24 protein-coding genes, 2 tRNA genes, 1 pseudogene and 1 riboswitch are annotated in these 22,210 nt (G+C 37.8%); of the genes and pseudogenes, 13 read left to right on the forward strand and 14 right to left on the reverse strand.

Features of this window, described 5'->3' with window-relative positions:
• Positions 1-81 precede the first annotated feature (81 nt).
• The 4 genes from BEN71_RS17420 to BEN71_RS17435 all read right to left on the reverse strand — a co-directional run bounded on the left by BEN71_RS17420 (position 82) and on the right by BEN71_RS17435 (position 1,912).
• The gene (locus BEN71_RS17420; RefSeq protein ID WP_068975028.1) at positions 82-849 is read right to left on the reverse strand and encodes a class I SAM-dependent methyltransferase; all 768 of its coding nucleotides are present in this window, start codon (positions 847-849) and stop codon (positions 82-84) included.
• A 184-nt stretch (positions 850-1,033) separates the two neighbouring features.
• A tRNA-Phe gene (locus BEN71_RS17425) sits at positions 1,034-1,109 on the reverse strand.
• Between the two features lie 144 nt (positions 1,110-1,253).
• Positions 1,254-1,329 (reverse strand) — tRNA-Phe (locus BEN71_RS17430).
• A gap of 205 nt (positions 1,330-1,534) precedes the next feature.
• Positions 1,535-1,912, reverse strand: coding sequence for a GNAT family N-acetyltransferase (locus BEN71_RS17435; RefSeq protein ID WP_068975027.1), 378 nt, complete (start codon positions 1,910-1,912; stop codon positions 1,535-1,537).
• 102 nt (positions 1,913-2,014) lie between these two features.
• On the opposite strand from BEN71_RS17435, the gene hisB reads away from it, so the two are divergent.
• From hisB to BEN71_RS17455, 4 genes and pseudogenes are all read left to right on the forward strand, one after another.
• Complete coding sequence (hisB, locus tag BEN71_RS17440) at positions 2,015-2,608, forward strand: imidazoleglycerol-phosphate dehydratase HisB (protein WP_068975026.1); 594 nt, start codon at positions 2,015-2,017, stop codon at positions 2,606-2,608.
• The gene (hisH, locus tag BEN71_RS17445) at positions 2,608-3,225 is read left to right on the forward strand and encodes an imidazole glycerol phosphate synthase subunit HisH (protein ID WP_068975025.1); all 618 of its coding nucleotides are present in this window, start codon (positions 2,608-2,610) and stop codon (positions 3,223-3,225) included. The genes hisB and hisH overlap by 1 nt, the downstream gene beginning before the upstream one ends.
• Positions 3,226-3,432: 207 nt before the next feature.
• Positions 3,433-4,005 (forward strand): DUF805 domain-containing protein, encoded by a 573-nt coding sequence (locus BEN71_RS17450; RefSeq protein ID WP_068975024.1) that lies wholly within the window; start codon positions 3,433-3,435, stop codon positions 4,003-4,005.
• Positions 4,006-4,030: 25 nt separating this feature from the next.
• A pseudogene (locus tag BEN71_RS17455) lies at positions 4,031-4,212 on the forward strand (imidazole glycerol phosphate synthase subunit HisH); the annotation flags it as partial.
• 42 nt (positions 4,213-4,254) lie between these two features.
• Here the strand turns inward: BEN71_RS17455 and BEN71_RS17460 are convergent.
• Both BEN71_RS17460 and BEN71_RS17465 read right to left on the reverse strand, forming a co-directional pair.
• Positions 4,255-4,833, reverse strand: a complete 579-nt coding sequence (locus BEN71_RS17460; RefSeq protein WP_068975023.1) for a hypothetical protein — start codon at positions 4,831-4,833, stop codon at positions 4,255-4,257.
• Positions 4,834-4,864: 31 nt separating this feature from the next.
• The gene (locus BEN71_RS17465; RefSeq protein WP_068975121.1) at positions 4,865-5,275 is read right to left on the reverse strand and encodes a helix-turn-helix transcriptional regulator; all 411 of its coding nucleotides are present in this window, start codon (positions 5,273-5,275) and stop codon (positions 4,865-4,867) included.
• Positions 5,276-5,444: 169 nt separating this feature from the next.
• On the opposite strand from BEN71_RS17465, the gene BEN71_RS17470 reads away from it, so the two are divergent.
• Entirely contained in the window at positions 5,445-6,101 is a 657-nt protein-coding gene (locus tag BEN71_RS17470; protein WP_068975022.1) for a 3'-5' exonuclease, read from the forward strand.
• A gap of 80 nt (positions 6,102-6,181) precedes the next feature.
• A complete protein-coding gene (gene hisA, locus BEN71_RS17475) occupies positions 6,182-6,913 on the forward strand; it encodes a 1-(5-phosphoribosyl)-5-[(5-phosphoribosylamino)methylideneamino]imidazole-4-carboxamide isomerase (protein ID WP_068975021.1) in 732 nt (243 codons plus the stop codon).
• 82 nt (positions 6,914-6,995) lie between these two features.
• On the opposite strand, the gene BEN71_RS17480 is transcribed toward hisA, so the two are convergent.
• On the reverse strand, positions 6,996-7,289 hold the full coding sequence (locus BEN71_RS17480; RefSeq protein ID WP_068975020.1) for an antibiotic biosynthesis monooxygenase family protein: 294 nt from the start codon (positions 7,287-7,289) through the stop codon (positions 6,996-6,998).
• A gap of 139 nt (positions 7,290-7,428) precedes the next feature.
• On the opposite strand from BEN71_RS17480, the gene BEN71_RS17485 reads away from it, so the two are divergent.
• The gene (locus BEN71_RS17485) at positions 7,429-8,343 is read left to right on the forward strand and encodes a DMT family transporter (protein ID WP_068975019.1); all 915 of its coding nucleotides are present in this window, start codon (positions 7,429-7,431) and stop codon (positions 8,341-8,343) included.
• Between the two features lie 14 nt (positions 8,344-8,357).
• Here the strand turns inward: BEN71_RS17485 and BEN71_RS17490 are convergent, their stop codons facing one another.
• Genes BEN71_RS17490 through BEN71_RS17505 form a run of 4 tightly spaced genes read right to left on the reverse strand, consistent with a single transcriptional unit; the run spans position 8,358 to position 10,724 of the window.
• On the reverse strand, positions 8,358-8,660 hold the full coding sequence (locus BEN71_RS17490; protein ID WP_068975018.1) for an antibiotic biosynthesis monooxygenase family protein: 303 nt from the start codon (positions 8,658-8,660) through the stop codon (positions 8,358-8,360).
• A 17-nt stretch (positions 8,661-8,677) separates the two neighbouring features.
• Positions 8,678-9,070, reverse strand: coding sequence for a DUF4870 family protein (locus tag BEN71_RS17495; RefSeq protein WP_068975017.1), 393 nt, complete (start codon positions 9,068-9,070; stop codon positions 8,678-8,680).
• 33 nt (positions 9,071-9,103) lie between these two features.
• On the reverse strand, positions 9,104-9,733 hold the full coding sequence (locus tag BEN71_RS17500) for a DUF1294 domain-containing protein (protein WP_068975016.1): 630 nt from the start codon (positions 9,731-9,733) through the stop codon (positions 9,104-9,106).
• Between the two features lie 40 nt (positions 9,734-9,773).
• Entirely contained in the window at positions 9,774-10,724 is a 951-nt protein-coding gene (locus BEN71_RS17505) for a homoserine kinase (RefSeq protein WP_068975015.1), read from the reverse strand.
• 113 nt (positions 10,725-10,837) lie between these two features.
• Between BEN71_RS17505 and hisF the strand changes: the two genes are divergently transcribed.
• Together hisF and BEN71_RS17515 are read left to right on the forward strand one after the other, a co-directional pair.
• Positions 10,838-11,596 (forward strand): imidazole glycerol phosphate synthase subunit HisF, encoded by a 759-nt coding sequence (hisF, locus tag BEN71_RS17510; RefSeq protein WP_068975014.1) that lies wholly within the window; start codon positions 10,838-10,840, stop codon positions 11,594-11,596.
• 473 nt (positions 11,597-12,069) lie between these two features.
• A complete protein-coding gene (locus BEN71_RS17515; RefSeq protein ID WP_068975013.1) occupies positions 12,070-12,372 on the forward strand; it encodes an SEL1-like repeat protein in 303 nt (100 codons plus the stop codon).
• Positions 12,373-12,410: 38 nt separating this feature from the next.
• On the opposite strand, the gene ettA is transcribed toward BEN71_RS17515, so the two are convergent.
• Positions 12,411-14,072: an energy-dependent translational throttle protein EttA gene (gene ettA / locus BEN71_RS17520; RefSeq protein ID WP_068975012.1), complete on the reverse strand. Its 1,662-nt coding sequence runs from the start codon at positions 14,070-14,072 to the stop codon at positions 12,411-12,413.
• Positions 14,073-14,521: 449 nt separating this feature from the next.
• On the opposite strand from ettA, the gene BEN71_RS17525 reads away from it, so the two are divergent.
• Entirely contained in the window at positions 14,522-15,799 is a 1,278-nt protein-coding gene (locus tag BEN71_RS17525) for an O-acetylhomoserine aminocarboxypropyltransferase/cysteine synthase family protein (protein WP_068975011.1), read from the forward strand.
• 72 nt (positions 15,800-15,871) lie between these two features.
• Here BEN71_RS17525 and BEN71_RS17530 read toward each other — a convergent pair whose 3' ends face one another.
• Together BEN71_RS17530 and phoU are read right to left on the reverse strand one after the other, a co-directional pair.
• Entirely contained in the window at positions 15,872-16,399 is a 528-nt protein-coding gene (locus tag BEN71_RS17530) for a hypothetical protein (RefSeq protein ID WP_068975010.1), read from the reverse strand.
• A 235-nt stretch (positions 16,400-16,634) separates the two neighbouring features.
• Positions 16,635-17,357, reverse strand: a complete 723-nt coding sequence (phoU, locus tag BEN71_RS17535) for a phosphate signaling complex protein PhoU (protein ID WP_068975009.1) — start codon at positions 17,355-17,357, stop codon at positions 16,635-16,637.
• Between the two features lie 394 nt (positions 17,358-17,751).
• On the opposite strand from phoU, the gene BEN71_RS17540 reads away from it, so the two are divergent.
• The 3 genes from BEN71_RS17540 (at position 17,752) to thiC (ending at position 22,162) form a co-directional block, all read left to right on the forward strand.
• Complete coding sequence (locus tag BEN71_RS17540; protein ID WP_086322693.1) at positions 17,752-18,825, forward strand: hypothetical protein; 1,074 nt, start codon at positions 17,752-17,754, stop codon at positions 18,823-18,825.
• Between the two features lie 117 nt (positions 18,826-18,942).
• Positions 18,943-19,953, forward strand: a complete 1,011-nt coding sequence (locus BEN71_RS17545; protein WP_161553513.1) for a hypothetical protein — start codon at positions 18,943-18,945, stop codon at positions 19,951-19,953.
• Between the two features lie 59 nt (positions 19,954-20,012).
• Positions 20,013-20,122, forward strand: a riboswitch (TPP riboswitch).
• Positions 20,123-20,266: 144 nt separating this feature from the next.
• Entirely contained in the window at positions 20,267-22,162 is a 1,896-nt protein-coding gene (thiC, locus tag BEN71_RS17550) for a phosphomethylpyrimidine synthase ThiC (RefSeq protein WP_068975007.1), read from the forward strand.
• The last annotated feature ends 48 nt before the right edge of the window (positions 22,163-22,210 follow it).

Consider the following 22,210-nt stretch of genomic DNA (forward strand, 5'->3'; position numbering starts at 1 on the left):
TACTTTACTTAAAAATAATATATAAGTAAGCATATTGTTAATCATATATCTTGTAATCCAAGATAAAATGAGATGCTTATTCTATTTCTTCATAAAGCGTCTTTTCTTCACTTGCTTCAGTTTTCCTACTCTGAGGAAAATAGGAAATTCTAAAATCAAATCCTCATGTGCTTCTGTCAACACTTCAGCCAATGCCACCAAAGGATGATCCAGACTTGGATTTTTTTCACAATAATGTTTCACCGCTGACCATGTCGATAAATATTTCAATAATTGTGCTGCTGTCCATTGATACTGCATTTTAAATGCAGGGACCTGTATTTCTTCAAATGGGAAGGGAATGGTCTGATATTCTTCATCAATAAAGCGACGTTCAGCATCCCAATAACCATTGAGTTGCTCACAATACAACCTTTGAACCAAAGCATTGACTGCTTGATTTTCAACTTGAATCAAACCATAGCCGATGACCGCTAAAACACCATCGGGTTTTAAAGTACGGCAGACTTCACGATAAAATGCATCAAAATCAAACCAATGAATCGCTTGCGCAACCGTAATCAAGTCAAATCCTAGTGCAGGAAATGTGGTTTTTTCCGAAGCTTGGACTTGATAGCTGACATTGTCAAAATATGGTGCATGTTGTAATTGTTGCGCACTAATATCTGTTGCAACAATATGATCAAAATAAGGGGCTAAAAGCTGAGTGAATTGTCCAGAGCCCGCACCACAATCCCACGCAAAACCACGTGCAGGAACATGATTTAAAATTTCCTGAATAACTTCTGGCGGATAACTGGGTCGAGCTTGCTGGTAAAGCTGACTACCCGATGAAAATAAATCTTTCATTGTTTTTATAGCTATCTATTGTTCTGAATAAGATTATATTTTACGACATTCACAAAGTTCAATAACCTATTTTGTAAGACAATCTATTTACCTCATCAAAGCTTATTTGCTGATCCACGGCTTTATCAGATCTTAAAAAACAGGCAATAAAAAACCCCAAACAATGTTTGAGGTTTTTTGAATATGGTGGCGAGACCCAGGATCGAACTGGGGACACACGGATTTTCAATCCGTTGCTCTACCTACTGAGCTATCACGCCGATGCGGTGTATTAAGCCGTATCTCAGTGCAATAGTCAATATAAATCATGACTTTTTTACGCAACTTGATTCGAGTGGGTATTTTTTACCCAAAAAAAATCCCTGATGGGATCAGGGATTGAAATCTTGAAGATTTTTTAAATATGGTGGCGAGACCCAGGATCGAACTGGGGACACACGGATTTTCAATCCGTTGCTCTACCTACTGAGCTATCACGCCGATGGGGCGTATTAAACAATTTAATGCTTTTGTCGTCAAGCATTGAACTCCTTTAAAATGATCAATAGTTTATTTTTAAAGCAAAAATGGCGAATTTATTTTAAATACAATGATTTTCTGTATTTATTTTCAACAATCCTGTTATCCAATGATAAAAAAAGCAGCCTATTTAGACTGCTTAAAAACATCCGTTTGAGTAAATCAATTAAATTTTACCCAAATGTGCCAAACAACGGTGGATTGCTCCACAGCCAGGCTCAAATGTTTTCACACCTTTCTCTTCTTCAATTCGACAAACTTCTTCTACTAAGCGTTCAGCAACACCACGTCCACGGTTTGCAGGATGAACCACAATGTTTTCTAAAACTTTGCTTTCTCCCTGTCCCGTACACCATAATGCGCCTATTACTTTGGTATTAAATTCTGCGACATAAAGTAGGGTATAATGTGTTAAGTTTTGCTCAAGTTGTTCTATGGCATCTTTACCATCCCCAAATTCGGGACTGGTGTCATATAATCGCTCAAGCTGCTCGCGAACTTCTTGATTCTCTATTGAAGTTTTAGCATGTACGGTAATAGGCATTGATTAACCCTCCTGAGCAATCTAATATGCTGTCACTTTCGTCACAGCGAAACATCTTTACATCAAACTTTTAATTTTTGACGTTTTTTGAGGAACGTGTCTATGGCTCAACGTATCAGTGAAGTGGTAAGAAACACCAACGAAACTAAAATTCGAGTTCGTGTGAATCTTGACGGTACTGGTCAAGGCACGCTCAATACAGGTGTTCCCTTTTTAGACCATATGATTGATCAAATCAAGCGTCATGGCTTATTTGATATTGATATTCATTGTGATGGTGACTTAGAAATCGACGATCACCACACGGTTGAAGACTGCGGAATCACTTTAGGGCAAGCCTTTGCACAAGCTTTAGGTGATAAAAAAGGCTTACGTCGTTACGGTCATTTCTATGCACCGCTTGATGAATCTTTAAGCCGTGTTGTGGTGGATTTATCTGGTCGTCCAGGATTATTCATGGATATTCCATTTACTCGTGCCATGATCGGTCGTTTTGATGTGGATTTATTCTCAGAATTCTTCCAAGGCTTTGTCAATCATGCACTCATGACTTTACACATCGACAATTTAAAAGGTAAAAACAGCCACCACCAAATTGAAAGTGTGTTTAAAGCATTTGCACGTGCGCTTCGTATGGCATGCGAAATCGACCCTCGTGCTGAGAATACTGTTGCATCTACCAAAGGAACTTTGTAATGACCCGTATTGCCCTTCTTGACTATGGCATGGGAAATCTTCACTCAGCAGCCAAAGCACTGGAACATGTCGGTGCAACGGTTGATGTGACCAATGATCCAAAGCTGATTGCTCAAGCAGATAAAATTGTATTTCCAGGCGTAGGTGCTATGCGTGACTGTATCCAAGGGATGCGTGAAGCAGGCATTGATGAAGTCATTCGCAATGCCGCATTCAACAAGCCTGTACTTGCGATCTGTGTCGGCATGCAAGCTTTGCTTGAAACTTCGGAAGAAAATGGCGGTACTGAAGCACTGGGTATTTTTGAAGGTTCAGTGAAGCATTTTCCTGAAGTTGAAGGTCTAAAAGTACCGCACATGGGCTGGAATCAAGTGCATCAAGCTGATCCAAGCCATCCAATGTGGAAAGATATTGAGCAAGATGCGCGCTTCTACTTTGTACATAGTTATTATGTAGAACCGAAAGATACAAGCTTAGTCGCAGCAACGTGTGATTATGGCTTAGCGTTTTGTACAGCGATTCACAAAGAAAACTTGTTTGCAACGCAATTCCACCCTGAGAAAAGCCATACAGCTGGTTTGCAATTGCTGAAAAACTTTGTGGAATGGGATATTTAATCCACTTATAAAATTTAAAACTGCATAAAAACCAAGTTCATCAAGGGCTTGGTTTTTTATTATTTACGCTTTAAATCCATTTTTGCGTAAATGCCTTGATTCTCATCCATTAAACTTGGCACAATTCAAACTTGCTTTGAACCTTCATTCAAAATCTTAAATTAAAAATACAAGCACTCAAAACGAACTTAGGAATCAATAAAAATAATGTTCTCGCTCAAAACAACTTTAAGCAAATTCAGCACGCCCTTATCGAATAACAGTCATCAACCTTTTAACTTTTCAGGTCGTTTCGGACGTCTATCCTATATTGCTTGGACAATGCTTCTCAGTATTTCCACCATCATCTTGGATATCTATCTAAGCTTCAAACTCTTTAATATTCAGATCGGTGAAAATGAAACACCCACACATCCCAGTTTATTAGAAGCATTTTTGATATTTGTGCTGTTTATTTTCACCCTATATACGTTTTTTATTTTTACCATCCGAAGACTTCATGATTTAAATCGTTCAGGTTGGTTCAGTATTTTACTCCTCGTTCCTGTGATACAAATATTCTTATTCTGCTATCTACTTTTATTTAATGGATCTCGTCAATCCAATAGCTATGGTGAACCAAGAACAACACCGACTTGGGAAAAAGTGATTGCTCTGCTCTCAATCATTTGTATTCCATTACTCGTCATATTCTGTGTTTATATTTTGCATATATCACCTCCAAATCAGCCAATCATTGAATTTGAAGGCTCTCAGAGTGTTGTCTCACAGCATCGCTAGTCTTTAAGCGACAATACACCTTCCAAAGCTCTACTTCGTGCATCGTTATTATGTAAAACCGAAAGATATAAACTTAGTGGCAGCAACCTGTGATTATTGCTTAGAGTTTTGTACAGCGATTCATAAAGAAAACCTATTTTCCATCCTAAGAAAAGTCATACAGCAGGTTTACAGTTGCTAAAAAACTTTGTGGAATGGGATATTTAAAGTTAAAAGTGATTCTGATTTAATATAATCAGAATCATTAAATTATTTCAGACCTTTAACAAAGTTATAAGATAATGTTTTTTCAACATATAAAGTTGCATATGCAATAATCGTATAAACTACCAACATCAAAATTAAGAAAACATCAACTGCTAAGACATTAATTTCAGTAAATAATTTAATATATCCAAATCCTAACATCAGAATAGCGTTAATTAATAAAATTAAAGAACTAGCTCCCGAAGCAATTGAACTAAAAGCCATTATTATAAAAGTTCTATAGCTATATCTTTGTAATCCTTTTTTCTCTGCAATACTCACAAGTATCATAAATATTAAAAAAGCGATCCCCATGAAAACTATTATCCATCCATTACTCGGAATATAAGCATTGATAAAGTTTAATATAGAATTAGCTTTTTCTAAGTTTAGATCACTATTTTCTATTTGTTGCATAAGTATTTCATTATCTGTTTTACTAAGCACATCACTTTTTTTATTTAAAAATCCATCAATTAATCCCCCCAATTTCGAAGAAATAAAAATTAGAAAGAATAGGGTGTATAAAAGATATGTAAACATATAACATAAAAATTCTTTTACTCTCATTAATACAGGCATTTAACTTTATCCACTTTTATTATTTTCATCATTACTCTGTCTGTACAAAACCACCTTCCAATGGCTCAACCGTAATTTTAATATCTGCTTTTAAATTTAAAGCGGCATAACGATCTTTAATTTCTCCCATCAACTGCTCCATCGTCGCTTGGCTTAAATCCACCTCAGATGCCACATAAGCTTTATTGACCAAATCCGCTTGGTCTTGTTGTGTTTGTTGTTTTGATTCACTATTCCAACGCTCGGTCATACCCACCAAACGGGCTAATTCAATTAAGCTTTGTGCACTCGATGGCGTTGAATTTTGCAACCATTTGGTCATCGTGCCTTTCGACGTTTCTAGAATATTGACGACATCACTGGCTTTAATATTTTTATCCTGAATCAATTGTTTTAGGCGTTTTGCACCCTCAATCAAAAGATCATCATCTTTATCAGCCATTGCAACGATTCCTTTATTTTCATCCCACAAAATTACCATCTTTTCGCCAAAGTTTGTTATAACAATATGGTTAAATTTTTCTGTGCTTTTATATGAGCTTTTATCTCAATTCAAACACAGTATTTAGATTGCAGATATGAGATCTGCAAGAAAGTTTAGGGAAAAATTTGTGAACGACCAAGCTCAACATCTGCCAAGTAAAGAACAAATTCTGACTTTCCCACGCTTTCCAAATTTAGCTTTAGACAAAATCATAGTGATTAACCAATTAAAACAATGCCAAGCCATCGAAACTGAGCTAAAAACAGCTGCACTACTCGGTTTTGATACTGAATCCAAACCGACATTTAATAAAGGTGAAATTCAAACAGGTCCTCACTTAATCCAATTGGCAACGGCTGAAAAGGCATATCTCTTTCAGGTTTCATCTGATATTTTAGATTTTTTAAAACCTATTTTCGAAAATCCCGATCAAATCAAAGTTGGATTCGGTTTAAAAAATGATGCGCATTTATTTCGTAAAAAAGGCATTGAACTGAAAAGTGTGATTGAGCTTTCAAAATGCTTTGGCAGTTTTGGACTCAATAATCCTGTAGGGATTAAAAATGCCATCGCGCTGTTATTTCAAATGAATTTTCCTAAAAGTAAATCGGTAAGTACCTCAAATTGGGCACGTAAAAGCTTGACCATTCCACAAATCGAATATGCGGCTGCCGATGCTTATGCACCTGTACTGATTTTTGAAGAATTACTCCGTTTAGGGCTAATTCCACACGATATTCCCAATACATCGCTTAAATTAAGAATTCGCCCGAATAAAAGCTAAAACTATCACTTAGAAATTGATCAATATTTTGCTAAGATTGCACCCAATAAATTCTATGAGATTAGGCAAGGAGCGAAAGCATGCTGATCATCCCTGCAATTGACCTGAAAGATGGCAAATGTGTCCGTTTAAAACAAGGTCGTATGGAAGACGATACCGTATTTTCTGATGATCCTGTGGCAACTGCACAGCATTGGGTAAATGAAGGCGCTCGTCGTTTGCATTTGGTTGATTTAAATGGTGCTTTCGCAGGTACGCCAATCCATAAGCCTGTGGTTGAAGCGATTGCCAAAGCACAGCCAGATCTGCCGATTCAAATCGGTGGTGGTATTCGTTCACTTGAAACAATTGAACACTACTTAGATGCTGGCGTATCTTTTGTCATTATTGGTACAAAAGCAGTGAAAGAACCTGAATTTGTTGAAGAAGCGTGTAAGAAATTTGCAGGTCATATCATTGTTGGCATCGACGCGATCAATGGCATGGTGGCAACCGATGGTTGGGCAAATGTCACTGATGTGAAAGCAACTGATTTGGCTAAACGTTTTGCCGATGCTGGTGTTTCAAGCATCGTTTATACTGACATCGCGCGTGATGGCATGATGCAAGGTGTGAATATTGAGCAAACTGTGCATCTTGCTGAATACTCAGGTCTTCCAGTGATTGCTTCAGGTGGTGTAACCAATCTTGATGACGTCCGTAACTTAAAAGGCAAACATGGCATTTTAGGTGCAATCACAGGTCGTGCGATTTATGAAGGCACATTAAACCTTCGTGAAGCACAATTGTTATTGGATGAGCAAGGTCTTTAAGACTTGTAAATCAAAAAGTTGAGATAGAAAGAGAACTTGATGTTCTCTTTTTTATTGCTTGGAAAATAAAAAATCATGATTGCTAAACCAATGTATTTTCAAAATGTTGCATGCTAATTCTTTCTGCTAAAAATGGTTTCATGGCTAAAAACCATTGTTTAAATTCTTCAGTTTTCATAAATACATCGGTATGCGCTTCAAGACTCGTCCAATGAATTTGTAAAATGTACTGTTGTTTATTTTCAATACCACGAATCAATTTAAATTTTTCACACGCATCTGCATGACGAAAAATATCAGACAATTCATAAAACTTCTTTTCAAAAGCACTTTCTTGCCCTTCGACAATATGAAATACAGCTTGCTCGATCACCATCGCTTATTTTCCTTCTCTCTGTATCCAATACAATTATAGCTGTAATGCTGTGACATTTTAATGATGCTGATATTGCGCAAATTCAACATAAATATTCTGCTTGGCGTAAAATGTCCTCGCCTTTCATCGTTATATATTTATGTCACCAGTTTCTCAATCTATTTTAAGTGCAAAAGCACCTCAAATTGCGCTCATCCTGATTACCATCATTTGGGGTGGCAGTTTTCTAACCGTGCAATATGGTCTGAATTTTAGTAGCCCGATCATGTTTGTCGCTTTTCGATTTATGGCAGCGGCAATTGCTGTGAGCTTGATCTCTTGGAAATATTTAAAAGATTTTAATCGCCAAGAGTTTATCGCAGGCGCTTTAATTGGTTTGGTGATTGCGATTGGCTATGGCACACAAACAATTGGGCTACAAACGATTAGCAGTAGTGAATCTGCTTTTTTAACCGCTTTATATGTACCCTTAGTGCCTATTTTATTGTGGGGCATATTTCGACAAAAACCTTCTATCATGACATGGCTCGGGGTTGTACTTGCCTTTATTGGGCTGGTGTTTTTAACAGGCAATGGTTTCAGCCAAATTCATTTAAATTATGGTCAAATCCTGACTTTATTGGGTTCAATTGCGATTGCACTGGAAATTATTTTGATTGGTTATTTTGCAGGTAAGGTCAACGTTCGACGTGTCACTGTTATTCAATTGGCTTTTGCCTCACTATTCTGTTTTATCCTCACGCCATTTTTAGGTGAAACACAATTGCCCAATTTTCAATGGCAACTCATCGCGGTACTGTGTGGTTTAGGCATTGCCAGTGCATGTATTCAATTGGTGATGAATTGGGCACAACAATCCGTGGATTCGGCTCAAGCTGCGATCATTTATGCTGGCGAGCCTGTTTGGGCTGCACTATTTGGTAGAATTGCTGGAGAACGCTTGCCGATCATTGCGCTATTTGGCGGATTGCTTGTAGTTTTAGGTGTAATTGTCAGTGAATGGAAGCCAAAGTTTTTAAAGAAATCTAAGTGTCTAAATAATCAATCCACATAGCACATCTCTAAATCTTATTTCTTCAATGTTATACACGGTTGATAATATTCAACTGTTGGCATTGGGTCATAAAATGGATGAAGTAATGCTTTCCATTGCTGATATTCAGCAGACTGGCGAAAACCTTCTGTATGATCTTCAAGCGCGTTCCACACCACCATTAGAATATAGCGGTGCTCATCCTGAATATTCTTTAGCAATTGGACTTCATTAAAACCATTCGAAACACTGATAAATGCTGTCGCCTTTTGAAAAGCTTGCTCAAATGCCTGACTTTGCTCAGGCTTGATCTGTAAATGAACATGTTCAATGATCATAACTATGACTCTAAGATTTAAATAGGCAAAGCTTGATCATCATTCAAAGCAATAATGCCTCGAATCGCACGATACACAATCCATATCCACGAAATAAATAAAACAGCAACACAAAATATTGTTGCAGCAAATGCAACGCCTGCAAAGGCATTGGGATTATCTAGAGTAAAAAATAAAAAGAGATAAGGTACAAATGCCAAAACAGTCCAAATGAGATACCACCAAAAGGTACGAATTTGCCATTTAAAATGACTTTCAAAAATCGTACCACGTACAGAATCCAACTTCACGTAGTTGATGATCAACGCAATCACAGCAAGAATTCCCGCTGAAAAAATTGCCACGATGTACAAGATATATAAAATCAAGGTCAGTGATTTACTATTATTGGAATTGCTATAATTGTTCATGCTCACTCCCGATTTGTTGCATGCTTTTCCACTTTAAATTTTAAATACATTTAAAGGAGAAATAAGCCATAAAATCAATAAAATATTAAAAAATATAGTACAGAAATAAATCTTTCTAAAAGGTTGTTTTTGTGTTTTATGTCGTAAACGTTGCTGCGCCAACCATGCAGCGGGCCACCCCCCTAAGAATGATAAAACATGTAGAGTATTTTCAGGGACACGTCTTTGCCCATTTTGAGCAGACTCTTTATCTTGCGCATAGAACCAATAAGTCATCACATTGATAATACTTACAAAAAGTAAAACCATACCATTTAAAAAACCACTTACCGATAGGATTGCCAAAGCCACAATGTATACAACACATAAAATTTGCATCGGTTGTAGCTTACTTGTCGCTTGTGCATTTGATTTTTTAGCAGGTCGCGTTGATTTGGATACAGTCTGACTGGCTTTTAAATAGGTGACTTGTTTGGCTTTGTATCGTCCCTGCCCATCAAGTTGCACTACATATTCCAATGCACAGCCCACGATTGGACGTGGACCTTTTTGCGCAAAGTCTTTGATATGCAGGAACACGCGACCTTTGGATTCATCATTGGGCTGAATAAAGCCATAACCTTTATCATCCAACCATTCCACTAAACGACCTTGATCACGCATGTTCTACCCTACACATTGATATTATTTAAGCAACTACAAATTAAGCAGTTACAAATTTAAGTCTTTCAACCAGCATATTACGCATTTCTAAAGGATTTTTCTGCAAAATATCATCACCAGTACGTCCTTCAGCTTGGTTAATCTGAGCCACTTGTAAACGCATCATCCAGAAACGTCCCGCTGCCATTGCCAAATACAATTCCAAGCACGCTTTTTCATCTGCGGTTAATGGGCGAATCGAAGTATACGCATTTAAAAAAGCCATCGCTTTTTCTTCATTCAAAGTCACTTCAGGATATTCAGTACAGAAGTCATTTAAGGTAATCGCAATATCAAACAACAATTCATCTTGATTCAATTCATAAAAATCTAAGATCCCTTTGAGTTGATTCCCCTCAAACAAGGTATTGTCACGAAATAAATCTGAATGAATAAAACCCTTTGGACGATCTGGATACATCATCGTTAAAGCTTCATACAAGCCTAACAAATTGTTTAATAATGCGGTGTCCGCAACATCCAAAGTCGGTTTAATTTGTCGAGCAACGTTGTACCAATAGGCATGATCACGCGCAGACTGACGTTGTAGTGGAAAGTCTTTTAAAGCAATGTGCATCTTAGCTTGGGCAATGGCGATCTGCTCTACTTGCTCAACGGTCGATGGCATCGGGTGTTTACCTGACATGCGTGGGGCAATTTGAGCAGGCTTGTCTTTTAAAATTTGAATATATTGACCATCACATTTGAGTGGAACAGGAACTGGTAAACCTTGCTCACCTAGACGTTCCAATACAGGAATAATTTCTCCTGCACCTTGCGCATCCATATTTTCAAACAGTGTCAAAACGAACTGTGTCCCATCCGCACAGACCAAAAAATAGTTGGTATTTTGAATACCGCCTTGAATCGGATTCAGCTCAATCACCTCCAATCCATAAGGTGCTGCGAAAGCTTGAACTTCCTGTAAACTCAAAGTGGTATAAACCGACATACAAAACCTGCGAAAAAACTTACATAAGTTTGATAGAATACCCTCTCTCAGGTTTTAGGTGTAGCACCTAGATCGCTCAGATTGATAATCGGCTGTTATTTTTGGAAAAAATTATGCTTGCTAAACGTATTATTCCTTGCCTAGACGTTGATAATGGTCGTGTGGTGAAAGGTGTTCAGTTCCTTGATATTCGTGATGCAGGCGATCCTGTTGAAGTTGCACGTCGCTACAATGAGCAAGGTGCCGATGAAATTACCTTCTTAGACATTACTGCGACATCAAATGGTCGTGATACCACCTATCGCACAGTTGAGCGCATGGCAGAAAGCGTATTTGTTCCATTAACTGTCGGTGGCGGTGTACGTAAAGTTGAAGATATTCGCATGTTGCTTAATGCAGGTGCAGATAAAGTCAGCATCAACTCAGCAGCCGTATTTAATCCTGAATTTGTTCAAGAAGCTTCACAACGCTTTGGTGCACAATGTATTGTGGTTGCAATTGATGCGAAAAAAACAGGCGAGAATAAGTGGGAAATTTTCACCCACGGCGGTCGTAAACCAACAGGCATTGATGCGATTGAATGGGCTGTGAAAATGGCTGACTTCGGTGCTGGTGAGTTACTTGTCACGTCAATGGATGCTGATGGAACTAAAGCAGGCTATGACATTGGTTTAATGCGTCAAATCAATGATCGTGTGACCATCCCAACGATTGCATCAGGTGGTGTAGGCAATTTACAACATTTAGCAGATGGTATTTTACAAGGCGGTGCAGATGCAGTATTGGCTGCTTCTATTTTCCACTTTGGTCAATATACTATTCCCGAAGCGAAAAAATATTTAGCAGAACAAGGCATTGAAATGCGCTTATAAGTTGTTCTCGATCAAAATAGATACTAAAGAGTGTTTTATGACACTCTTTTTTATTGGATAAGTTAAATACAGTTTCTATTGAATAACGCTTTCAACTAAATATCTCAAAAACATCATTGAAGTTATTTTCAAATAACTTCTTACAATTAAATTCAAAGGAAAATTTATATTAAAAATATGAAAATAGTGATAAATATCACAACACTAAAATATAAAACCAAATATATAGCATAATTTCCTTAAAAAATACTCACAGAAAAAGTGTTTCTACTTTTTTAATTGATCATCATCAAAAATCACTATTATCAGGTATTTTAAATTTCATTTAATTAAATTAGTCTTCAATAAATGCTTTATGGTCAATAGAGTAAAAACAAATGGATTTAATAAAAATAATACGGAGGCTTAGAAGCTCAGTGATAGAACATTTCCATCGCCCAGAGCGAGCTCATGTCTTCAATCTATCTGAATCCATGCATATTTACCATCGTGCTACAGGCTATGAGCATTTAGCACTCAACCGACTTTATGAAATTAATTTTGATTCAAAATTTAATGATCAGATCCATAAATACCAACGTAATGCTATTTGGTATTTTTTACATGCTGCCTTAAAAGGCTATAGCACTGCACAATATAAACTCGGCATGCTTTATTTACAGGGACAGCTCGGTTTAGATGCAAATAAAGCCACAGCACAAAAATGGTTATTATTGGCAGCCAATCAAGGGCATGTAGATGCTCAAAACCAACTAGAACGTCTTTACAAGCAATAAAAAAACCAGCTCGTAAGCTGGTTTTTATTTAGATGTAATTAAACACCAATTTTGCGGTATTTTTGACGCTTCGTAACCAAGTCATCACCATCACGTTTTTGACGGTATGCTTCAAACTCAGCATAGTTACCCGTAAAGAATTCTGGTGTTTCACCTTCAAATGACAAGATGTGCGTTGCAATACGGTCAAGGAACCAACGGTCATGCGAGATCACCATCACAGTGCCTGGGAATACAAGAATTGCATCCTCAAGCGCACGTAAAGTTTCGATATCCAAGTCGTTCGATGGCTCATCCAGTAAGATCACGTTCGCGCCCATTTGCAGGATTTTCGCAAGTTGTAAACGGTTACGCTCACCACCTGACAATTGACCTACACGCTTTTGTTGATCTTGACCTTTAAAGTTAAAGCGACCGATATAGGCACGTGATGCAATTTCGTATTCGCCAATCTTTAAGATATCTAAACCGCCAGAAACTTCTTCCCAAACCGTTTTGTTGTTATCCAAAGTGTCACGGATCTGACCGACATAAGCGACTTTAACCGACTCACCAAGCACTACAGTACCTGTATCTGGTTGTTGTTCGCCCGTCATCATACGGAATAGTGTCGTTTTACCTGCACCGTTCTCACCGACAATACCGACAATCGCAGCAGGTGGTACAACAAACGATAAATCTTTATAAAGCGTACGATCACCAAACGATTTGCTGATGCCTTCAACTTCTACAACCTTGTTCCCTAAACGTGGACCAGGTGGAATGTAGATTTCAGACGTTTCATTACGCTGTTGGAATTCACGTGAGTTAAGCTCTTCAAAACGCTCCATACGCGCTTTGTTTTTCTTTTGCTGACCTTTGGCATTTGAACGAACCCATTCAAGTTCTTTTTTCAATGCTTTAGCAAAAGATTCTTCTTGCTTATTCTCTTGCTCTAAACGAGCATTTTTCTGCTCTAACCAAGAAGAGTAGTTACCTTGATATGGAATACCCATGCCACGGTCAAGCTCAAGAATCCATTCCGCAACGTTATCCAAGAAATAACGGTCATGCGTAATCGCAACGATAGTACCTGGGAAGTCTTTCAAGAAGCGCTCTAACCAAGATACAGATGATGCATCTAAATGGTTCGTTGGTTCGTCAAGAAGCAACATGTCAGGCTTAGAAAGCAATAAACGACATAATGCTACACGACGACGCTCACCACCAGACAGCTTAGAAACATCAGCATCCCAAGCTGGAAGGTTCAACGCTGCAGCAGCTTGATCCATTTGGTTGACAATATTATGTGCATCCCAAGCATGGATAATTGCTTCTAACTTCTCTTGTTCTTTTGCAAGCGCGTCAAAGTCAGCATCTTCTGCTGCATATTCAGCAAATACTTCGTCAAGACGTGCCAAAGCATCCAATGGTTCACGTAAACCATCTTCAACGTTACCACGAACGTCTTTTGTTTCATCTAGAGGAGGTTCTTGCTCTAGATAACCGATTTTAATACCGGGTTGCGCACGCGCTTCACCAGAGAAATCTTTATCTACGCCAGCCATAATACGGAGTAAGGTCGATTTACCTGCACCGTTTAAACCAAGCACACCAATTTTCGCACCTGGAAAGAATGATAAAGAGATGTCTTTTAAGATTTCGCGTTTTGGCGGAACCATTTTCGACACACGGTTCATCGTGTAAATATATTGGGCCACGTAGGACTCCTCTATAATGAATAAAAATTCGCAAAATGCGAACAACAAATAAATAGCTAAATGGCGCTAATTATACGCTGAAATGAGATACATTTGTTTAGAATCGTCCAATTTGTATGAGTTATTTTTACCTATCCTTTTAAACACAACATCATTGAGTTTTTTAATCATCACATATTCATCAATTCAATTTTTAAATTATTTTTGTAAATCTTACAGCAATTTAGTGAATTCAAATTAACCCTATCACATAAAATCACACGAACAACAACTGTAATCCTATGACGATATTCATACGCAAACACTTAGAAATAAACGCTTTTCAGTATTCTGCGAATTAAAACTAGCTATATGAAATTTTCAGATAAATATTAATTATTTTTGCGCTTTATTTCATATTCATAAATGCTAAACTGATTTTATATTTAACTCACGAAGATGACGTAACTATGACGTATAAGGATGAAACGCTCGCCATTCATGCAGGTTATTCGCCTGAAACCACCACCAAAGCTGTGGCTGTGCCGATTTACCAAACCACCTCTTATGCTTTTGATGATACCCAACATGGTGCAGACCTGTTTGACCTCAAAGTTCAGGGCAATATCTATACCCGTATCATGAACCCAACAACTGCTGTATTAGAACAGCGTTTAGCAGCGCTTGAGGGTGGCATTGGTGCATTGGCTTTGGCATCAGGCATGTCAGCCATTACTTATTCGATTCAAACCATTGCTGAAGCGGGTGACAATATCGTTTCTGTTTCTACTCTGTATGGTGGCACATATAACTTATTTGCCCATACTTTACCGAAGCAAGGTATTGAAGTACGTTTCTTTGATTATCAGCAACCTGAAAGCTTACGTGATCTGATTGATGATAAAACCAAATTGGTCTTTGTTGAGTCTATCGGTAATCCACTCGGCAATATCATTGATCTTGAAGCGATTTCAAAAATTGCTCATGAATATGGCGTACCTGTGATCGTAGACAATACCGTTGCAACCCCTGCTCTGCTTAAACCTTTCGAGCATGGTGCAGACATCGTGGTGCACTCATTGACCAAATATATTGGCGGTCATGGTAATTCGATTGGCGGTGCGATTGTCGATAGCGGTAAATTCCCTTGGGGTAAATATCCTGAACGTTTCAAAGTCTTGAATACTCCTGATCCGAGCTATCACGGTGTGAATTATGTTGAAGCTTTGGGTGAAGCTGCATACATCGCACGTGCACGTGTCGTGCCTTTGCGTAATACAGGTGCTGCAATCAGTCCACTCAGCGTGTTCTTAATCTTACAAGGTCTAGAAACCTTGAATTTGCGTATGGAACGTCACACTGAAAATGCGCAAAAAGTGGCGGAATATTTAAAAGCCCATCCAAAAGTAAAATGGGTGAATTACGCAGGCTTGAAAGATCATCCACAACACGCTTTGGCACAAAAATATGTCAAAGGCAAACCATCAGGAATCTTATCTTTTGGTGTGCAAGATGGTCGTGAAGGCGGTACACGTTTTATTGATGCCTTACAACTTTTCACTCGTCTAGTGAATATTGGTGATGCAAAAAGTTTGGCATGTCATCCTGCAACAACTACACATCGTCAGCTCAATGAAGATGAGTTAAAAGCAGCAGGTGTGAGTATTGATATGGTGCGTTTATCTGTTGGTATCGAACATATTGATGATTTGATTGCAGATTTGGAACAAGCTTTGGCTCAAGTTTAAGCAACTGATTTAAAAATGTATTTATAAATTAAAAGCCAGTTATTCTGGCTTTTAATTTTTCTAAAGATCAGCCTAAATTTCTTCTTCGAACCAATGTATCATTGCGGTTTGCTCAACAGAAAGATCACCAGAATAAGGCGCTATACAAATTTGAAAATGAATCGCATCTTCATCAAACTCCTCTACCGAGTCTGCATCATCTTTTTCAAAGAGATTACTCACTGTGACCAGATACAAACCATTGCCGAGTTCAACAAATAACTGTTGATTATCCTTACTTGGAATGCGTTCATCCACAAATTGAGCAGCCATGGTTAAATCTGTGTAATTGCTGAGATATAATTTTTGATTGCTAACTTGAATCAACTGTTTGAATTGATGCTGACCTTCTAACAGGTTTACATCCTGAATCACTTCAATATTCCAAACACCACCGCCCCATTCATTGGTTTGCCATAGGATTAAGTGCTGTTGTTGAATTTGTTTTTTGAAATGCTCAATCAGTTGCTCAAATTGCCAATCCTCATCTACAAAAGTTTGGTATCGCTCATTATTTACAATAGCAATAAAGCCATCTTCATCTGAAATCGTCAATTTCATAAAATAAAACACCCTATATATTTTGTTATTGCTTATTGATTCATATCAATTTTATGTATTATTTTTATCATAATCATAGCGATGTGGTCGCGTTTTCTACAGACTTATATAGAAACGCTACACAATACTTAAAGTTTATTACTTACTGTAAAATTTAGATCAATCATAAAAAAAAGACCTAAATTTAGGTCTTTTTCAATATTCTATATGCTACTAGATTCAATATGCTGAAAACTTATTTGCTTTGAACTTTTTGTTCAATTTCTTCAACACTGGTATGACGTACATCAAAACCTTTCGCCATATAAATCACTTGTTCAGAAATATTACGTGCATGATCGCCAATACGCTCTAAAGAACGTAATACCCACATGACATTGATGACACGGCTAATATGGCGAGGATCTTCGATCATATAAGTCATCAACGTACGTGTTGCCGACTGATACTCACGGTCAATATCCGCATCTGCTAACAAAACTTTTAAAGCTTGTTCCGCATCTACACGTGCAAACGCATCCAAAGCATCATGAATCATCACACGCACTTGGTTACCGATATGACGTGTTTCCATATAACCACGTGGTGACTCCCCCTCTTCACACAAGGTCTGTGCAATGCGAGCAATTTTTGCTGCTTCATCACCAATACGTTCTAAATCGGTATTGGCTTTACTCATGGCAATCACCATACGTAAATCAATTGCGGCAGGATGACGACGTGCAAGAATCAACGTTAAAGCTTCGTCAATTTCACGTTCATAACGATTGACTGTATTGTCTTGAAATTGTACATCAATCGCTAAGTTCGCATTGGTATCTAATAAAGCATGCACAGCATTTGCCACTTGTTGCTCGACCAAGCCACCCATGGTCATAAATTTGGTATTCACATCCTGCAAATCTTCATTGAATTGAGAAGAAATGTGATGATTTAATACAGGATTACTTGGGCTCAAAGCAGATACTCCACAGACTACAACGCATTTTTTATTAGGCTTACTATTAAACCATATCAATTATGAATCTTTTATGACAATGGGTTTTCTTTTAGATGAATTTTAAATTCACTTTAGATAAAACCAAATCAATCCAGTCATTCCAAAACAGTGTTGATTCTAGTTTTAAGCATTCTTCCATCTCAAAGTGCTTAGTTAAAATCTGTTGTTATACACTTTGTTCTGGAAATCTGAATTGAACCAATATATTGATCAAATTTCTTTAAAAAAATACGACTTTCCGCTAAAACAGTAACGATTCATTATCAGAAAACTACAAAACATTTCATTCATTTAGAATCTTTTCAGCGACAATACTCTCGTTCTCCACTCGGTTTTTGTTAATGCCTGATAGATGAAATTTCCACGCGATATCACCCGTTTTTTGCTCTGTAGCTTACTCATTGTATTGAGTGGGATTGTAGTTGTCGCGTGTCAAAAACCTGCTGCGGATATTGTACATGAATCCAAAAAACCTCAAGCTGAAACAAAGCCTATTCCCGATTTAACCCAAATTTGCCAAAACTTAAAAAAGGAAATGCTTGCGATTAATGCACAAAGAACAACTTTGGCGATTGAGCAAGTCAATCAAGATATACGTATGTGCTTACCGCTCATGAAGCCTACTGAGCAAAAGGAGTTAATGGCTTTATCAAAAAAAATGTATCAACAATTTTTGCACATTGAGCGCAGTTCCGAACAACAGCAAGCATTTGAAAATTATGTTTTAGATCAAACGACCTATCCAACCATTCAACAAAGTCAATTTGAGCAACTACATATTCGAGATCAATATTTATTACGTCATAAAGGACAGGCATATATCGAGTTGGTTGAGCAAGCGGATAATAAAATTGTCTATCGTCGCAGCCCTCAATATTTGGCAAAAGTTTTTGCGCCCTATTTGTCTAGTTCAGATAAACTTTTTATTGAAAGTCTAGCGGATCAAAACACCCAACCATTGTTTAAAAATAATAAATTAAATATTGATGCGATCGAAATTGCCAAACGTGCTCAATTTTGGCAGAACTATGTACAAAACTCCTCAGACAGCACTTACCTAAGAGATGCTGTATTTTTAAGAAATACCTATAGTAGTCTATTATTTTTAGGTTCAGAAACATCTCCGATTGCTATTAATTTTGAATCACCTGCGGATATTGATGTGGCAAATTGGTCTGTGATTGAACAGCTTGCTAAAAATGAAGATGGAGAACTTTCTAAACAAGCTAAAAAATTTGTTCAATTCGTCAATATGAGTGCTGAACAGAGGCTAGAAAAAATTCAACTGAGCACAAAAGAACAAAATAAACTTGCGGATCACCCTCAAGGTTTAGCTTTATCTCAAATCAATCAGTATTTAAATTTAACGCCGATCAATCTAAAACAAACCAAGAAAGATTGTTTTAGTGACGCTGTTTGTACTTAGGCTTGTTTTGACGTTTTATTTTTATTAGGCTTAACGCCAAATTAAACTGATAACAAAAGCAATTTTATGAATCTATTTCAAAACACACTAGCGGTGACAGCTATTTTAAGTTGTCTTATGTTTACCGCATGTCAAAAACATGAAAACCAACAAAAAAATGATTCGAATCAAGCTAAAACAGCAACAGAGAAAACAGCTGATCGCACAGAGATTTCAGCATTTCCGCAAGACTGCAACAGTATTGATACTGCCATTCAAACATTAAAGAAAACCTATTCACCTGAAGATTTAGATGCTTTAAATCAGCTTTTTAAAAAATGTTTACCCGATGTACCCTTAGAAACACGCTATCAATGGTTAGCACAATCTGAGCAAGTATATACAGCTCAGATCAGTAAACTACCTAAAAAAGTTCAAGACTATGTCACTGAAATGTCTGATGATGTTGGTACTTTAGATCAAAAAGCACTTGCTCAACTTTATAAAAAGATGACACCTCAAGAGCAATATGTAGCTAAAAATCAAAAACAACTCTTTTTATATCAATACAATGAGGGTGAAGGTTATTATTCTGTTAGCCAAGATCCTCGTTATGCATTCGAGATTTTTTCACCATCTTTACCCGAAGCTGACCAAGTTTACTTAAAAGAAAGTTTGAAACAGGATGAAGCAACTGGTGGTTCTATTGATAAAGATGCAGGACTATCTGTTTCTTTTACTCAATTAGGTGATTGGATCATTTTTTGGGAAAATTATTTAAAACAATATCCAAAAAGCCATTTCTCCTCTCAAGTTCAAAACTTAATCAACCTCTATCAAAAATACTTATTTGTAGGTTTAGAGAATACCCCTGTCTTTGAAATTGAAGAATACACCGTAAAATTAGATCCTGACGCAGATAAAGCTATTCATAAGCTTGCCAAGACCAACTCACCTTCCGCTGAAAAAGCCAAGAAGTTTTTGAATTATTTCGACAATTATAAATTTGCAGAAACGCCTTATGATGAGAAAACAGGCTCTCAATCTGATTATAATTTATTTATGAATGAAACACTTGAAGGCGTGAAGCGGTTTGAACAAAACTATTCCAATGATTTATTTAAGCTACTCAACTTGCAATCCTCTTAAATCTAGCTAAATCATACAATTTGCAAATCTAATTCTGAGCAAATGTGATAATATTTGTCCATCGCTTGACGGAGCGCGAGTATTTCCTCGCTGAGATCATCTAATGAAGATGAGTACCGTTGAACCTGATCAGGTTAAAACCTGCGTAGGAATCAAGCCAGTCTAAAAACAGAACGCTCCATATTTAGCTATTTATGTAGAAATACCTTTTATTCACTCCATAAAACTGTGAATAAATGTCAAAAAATAGACTAAATCGCCATCGTTTTTGGTCGTGCTTGATTCGTTGATGTCATTCATAAGGATCATTGCAATGAACCAATTAACGAATCTATCCCCTGTTGATCAACTCGCTCAACATGAACAAGAAGCTAAAGATCTCACTCGAATTTTACCTGCATCTAAAAAAGTCTATATCCAAGGTTCACGCCCAGATATTCAAGTGCCGATGCGTGAAATTGAACTCACGGATACGCCTACAGGCTTAGGTGGTGAAAAAAATCTACCAATCATGGTCTATGACACATCGGGTGTGTATACCGACCCGAATGTGCAAATTGATCTGAATAAAGGTTTGCCAAATGTCCGTGAAACATGGATTGCGGAACGTGAAGATACTGAACGCTTAGACACGCTCACTTCTGCTTTTGGTCAAGAACGCTTAAAAGATATTCGTACTGCTGAAATCCGTTTCGCCCATATTCAAAAACCACGTCGTGCTAAAACTGGCAAAAACGTCTCGCAAATGCATTATGCCAAACAAGGCATTATTACCCCTGAAATGGAATACATCGCGATTCGTGAAAACCAACGCCAGCGTGAAGGCGTAGATATGCGTCAACATGCAGGACAGAACTTTGGCGCACGTAATCTGATGGAAATCACACCTGAATTTGTCCGTAAAGAAGTGGCTGAAGGTCGTGCCATTATCCCTGCCAACATTAACCACCCTGAATGTGAACCAATGATTATTGGGCGTAACTTCCTAGTAAAAATCAATGCCAATATTGGTAACTCTGCACTCGGCTCATCTATTGATGAAGAAGTATCAAAAATGACGTGGGCAACCCGCTGGGGCGCAGACACCATCATGGATTTATCGACAGGTAAAAATATCCATGAAACCCGTGAATGGATTATCCGTAACTCACCAGTGCCAATTGGTACTGTTCCGATTTATCAAGCTTTGGAAAAAGTCGATGGCGTGGCGGAAGATTTAACCTGGGAAATTTTCAAAGACACGTTGATCGAGCAAGCTGAACAAGGTGTGGATTACTTCACCATTCATGCAGGCGTATTATTGCGTTATGTACCAATGACAGCAAATCGTTTGACAGGGATCGTGTCGCGTGGTGGTTCAATCATGGCGCAATGGTGTTTGGCACATCACGAAGAAAACTTTCTGTATACCCATTTCGATGAAATCTGTGAAATCATGAAAGCCTATGACGTATCTTTCAGTCTGGGGGATGGTTTACGTCCAGGTTGTATTCAGGATGCCAATGATGAAGCGCAATTCTCTGAACTGCGTACTTTAGGTGAATTAACCCATCGTGCTTGGAAACATGATGTCCAGGTGATGATCGAAGGTCCGGGACATGTACCAATGCACATGGTCAAAGAAAATATGGATCTGCAACTGGAAGTCTGTCAGGAAGCACCATTCTACACACTTGGCCCTCTCACCACAGATATTGCACCTGGCTATGACCATATTACTTCTGCAATTGGCGCAGCGATGATTGGCTGGTATGGTACTGCGATGCTGTGCTATGTCACACCGAAAGAGCATCTGGGCTTGCCAAATAAGAAAGACGTCAAAGACGGTATTATCACCTACAAAATTGCGGCGCATGCAGCAGATCTTGCGAAGGGTCATCCAGGTGCGCAAGTTCGTGATAATGCGCTCTCTAAAGCACGTTTTGAATTCCGTTGGGAAGATCAATTTAATTTGAGTTTAGACCCTGATACGGCACGTTCCATGCATGATGAAACCATGCCCAAAGAAGCGCACAAGTCAGCGCACTTCTGTTCAATGTGTGGTCCTAAGTTCTGTTCTATGAAAATCACTCAGAACGTGCGAGATTATGCACAAAATCAACAGAATGCAGAACATTCTATAAATAATGAATCTGTTATAGAAGATGGTCTCAAAACTATGAAAACCGTTTATCAGGAACATGGGCAAAAGTTGTACCATAAAGTGTAAAGACTAAAAAAACTATTGCCTTTCAATATTTCTCAGTTAGGATGAAAT

Source organism: Acinetobacter wuhouensis (assembly GCF_001696605.3).
GTDB lineage: Bacteria > Pseudomonadota > Gammaproteobacteria > Pseudomonadales > Moraxellaceae > Acinetobacter > Acinetobacter wuhouensis.

Coding starts and splice junctions, on each gene's coding strand:
- BEN71_RS17420 (WP_068975028.1), bottom strand. CDS start 849: ATGAAAGATTTATTTTCATCGGGTAGTCAGCTTTACCAGCAAGCTCGA.
- BEN71_RS17435 (WP_068975027.1), bottom strand. CDS start 1,912: ATGCCTATTACCGTACATGCTAAAACTTCAATAGAGAATCAAGAAGTT.
- hisB (WP_068975026.1), top strand. CDS start 2,015: ATGGCTCAACGTATCAGTGAAGTGGTAAGAAACACCAACGAAACTAAA.
- hisH (WP_068975025.1), top strand. CDS start 2,608: ATGACCCGTATTGCCCTTCTTGACTATGGCATGGGAAATCTTCACTCA.
- BEN71_RS17450 (WP_068975024.1), top strand. CDS start 3,433: ATGTTCTCGCTCAAAACAACTTTAAGCAAATTCAGCACGCCCTTATCG.
- BEN71_RS17460 (WP_068975023.1), bottom strand. CDS start 4,833: ATGCCTGTATTAATGAGAGTAAAAGAATTTTTATGTTATATGTTTACA.
- BEN71_RS17465 (WP_068975121.1), bottom strand. CDS start 5,275: ATGGCTGATAAAGATGATGATCTTTTGATTGAGGGTGCAAAACGCCTA.
- hisA (WP_068975021.1), top strand. CDS start 6,182: ATGCTGATCATCCCTGCAATTGACCTGAAAGATGGCAAATGTGTCCGT.
- BEN71_RS17480 (WP_068975020.1), bottom strand. CDS start 7,289: ATGGTGATCGAGCAAGCTGTATTTCATATTGTCGAAGGGCAAGAAAGT.
- BEN71_RS17485 (WP_068975019.1), top strand. CDS start 7,429: ATGTCACCAGTTTCTCAATCTATTTTAAGTGCAAAAGCACCTCAAATT.
- BEN71_RS17490 (WP_068975018.1), bottom strand. CDS start 8,660: ATGATCATTGAACATGTTCATTTACAGATCAAGCCTGAGCAAAGTCAG.
- BEN71_RS17495 (WP_068975017.1), bottom strand. CDS start 9,070: ATGAACAATTATAGCAATTCCAATAATAGTAAATCACTGACCTTGATT.
- BEN71_RS17500 (WP_068975016.1), bottom strand. CDS start 9,733: ATGCGTGATCAAGGTCGTTTAGTGGAATGGTTGGATGATAAAGGTTAT.
- BEN71_RS17505 (WP_068975015.1), bottom strand. CDS start 10,724: ATGTCGGTTTATACCACTTTGAGTTTACAGGAAGTTCAAGCTTTCGCA.
- hisF (WP_068975014.1), top strand. CDS start 10,838: ATGCTTGCTAAACGTATTATTCCTTGCCTAGACGTTGATAATGGTCGT.
- BEN71_RS17515 (WP_068975013.1), top strand. CDS start 12,070: ATGCATATTTACCATCGTGCTACAGGCTATGAGCATTTAGCACTCAAC.
- BEN71_RS17525 (WP_068975011.1), top strand. CDS start 14,522: ATGACGTATAAGGATGAAACGCTCGCCATTCATGCAGGTTATTCGCCT.
- BEN71_RS17530 (WP_068975010.1), bottom strand. CDS start 16,399: ATGAAATTGACGATTTCAGATGAAGATGGCTTTATTGCTATTGTAAAT.
- BEN71_RS17540 (WP_086322693.1), top strand. CDS start 17,752: ATGAAATTTCCACGCGATATCACCCGTTTTTTGCTCTGTAGCTTACTC.
- BEN71_RS17545 (WP_161553513.1), top strand. CDS start 18,943: ATGTTTACCGCATGTCAAAAACATGAAAACCAACAAAAAAATGATTCG.
- thiC (WP_068975007.1), top strand. CDS start 20,267: ATGAACCAATTAACGAATCTATCCCCTGTTGATCAACTCGCTCAACAT.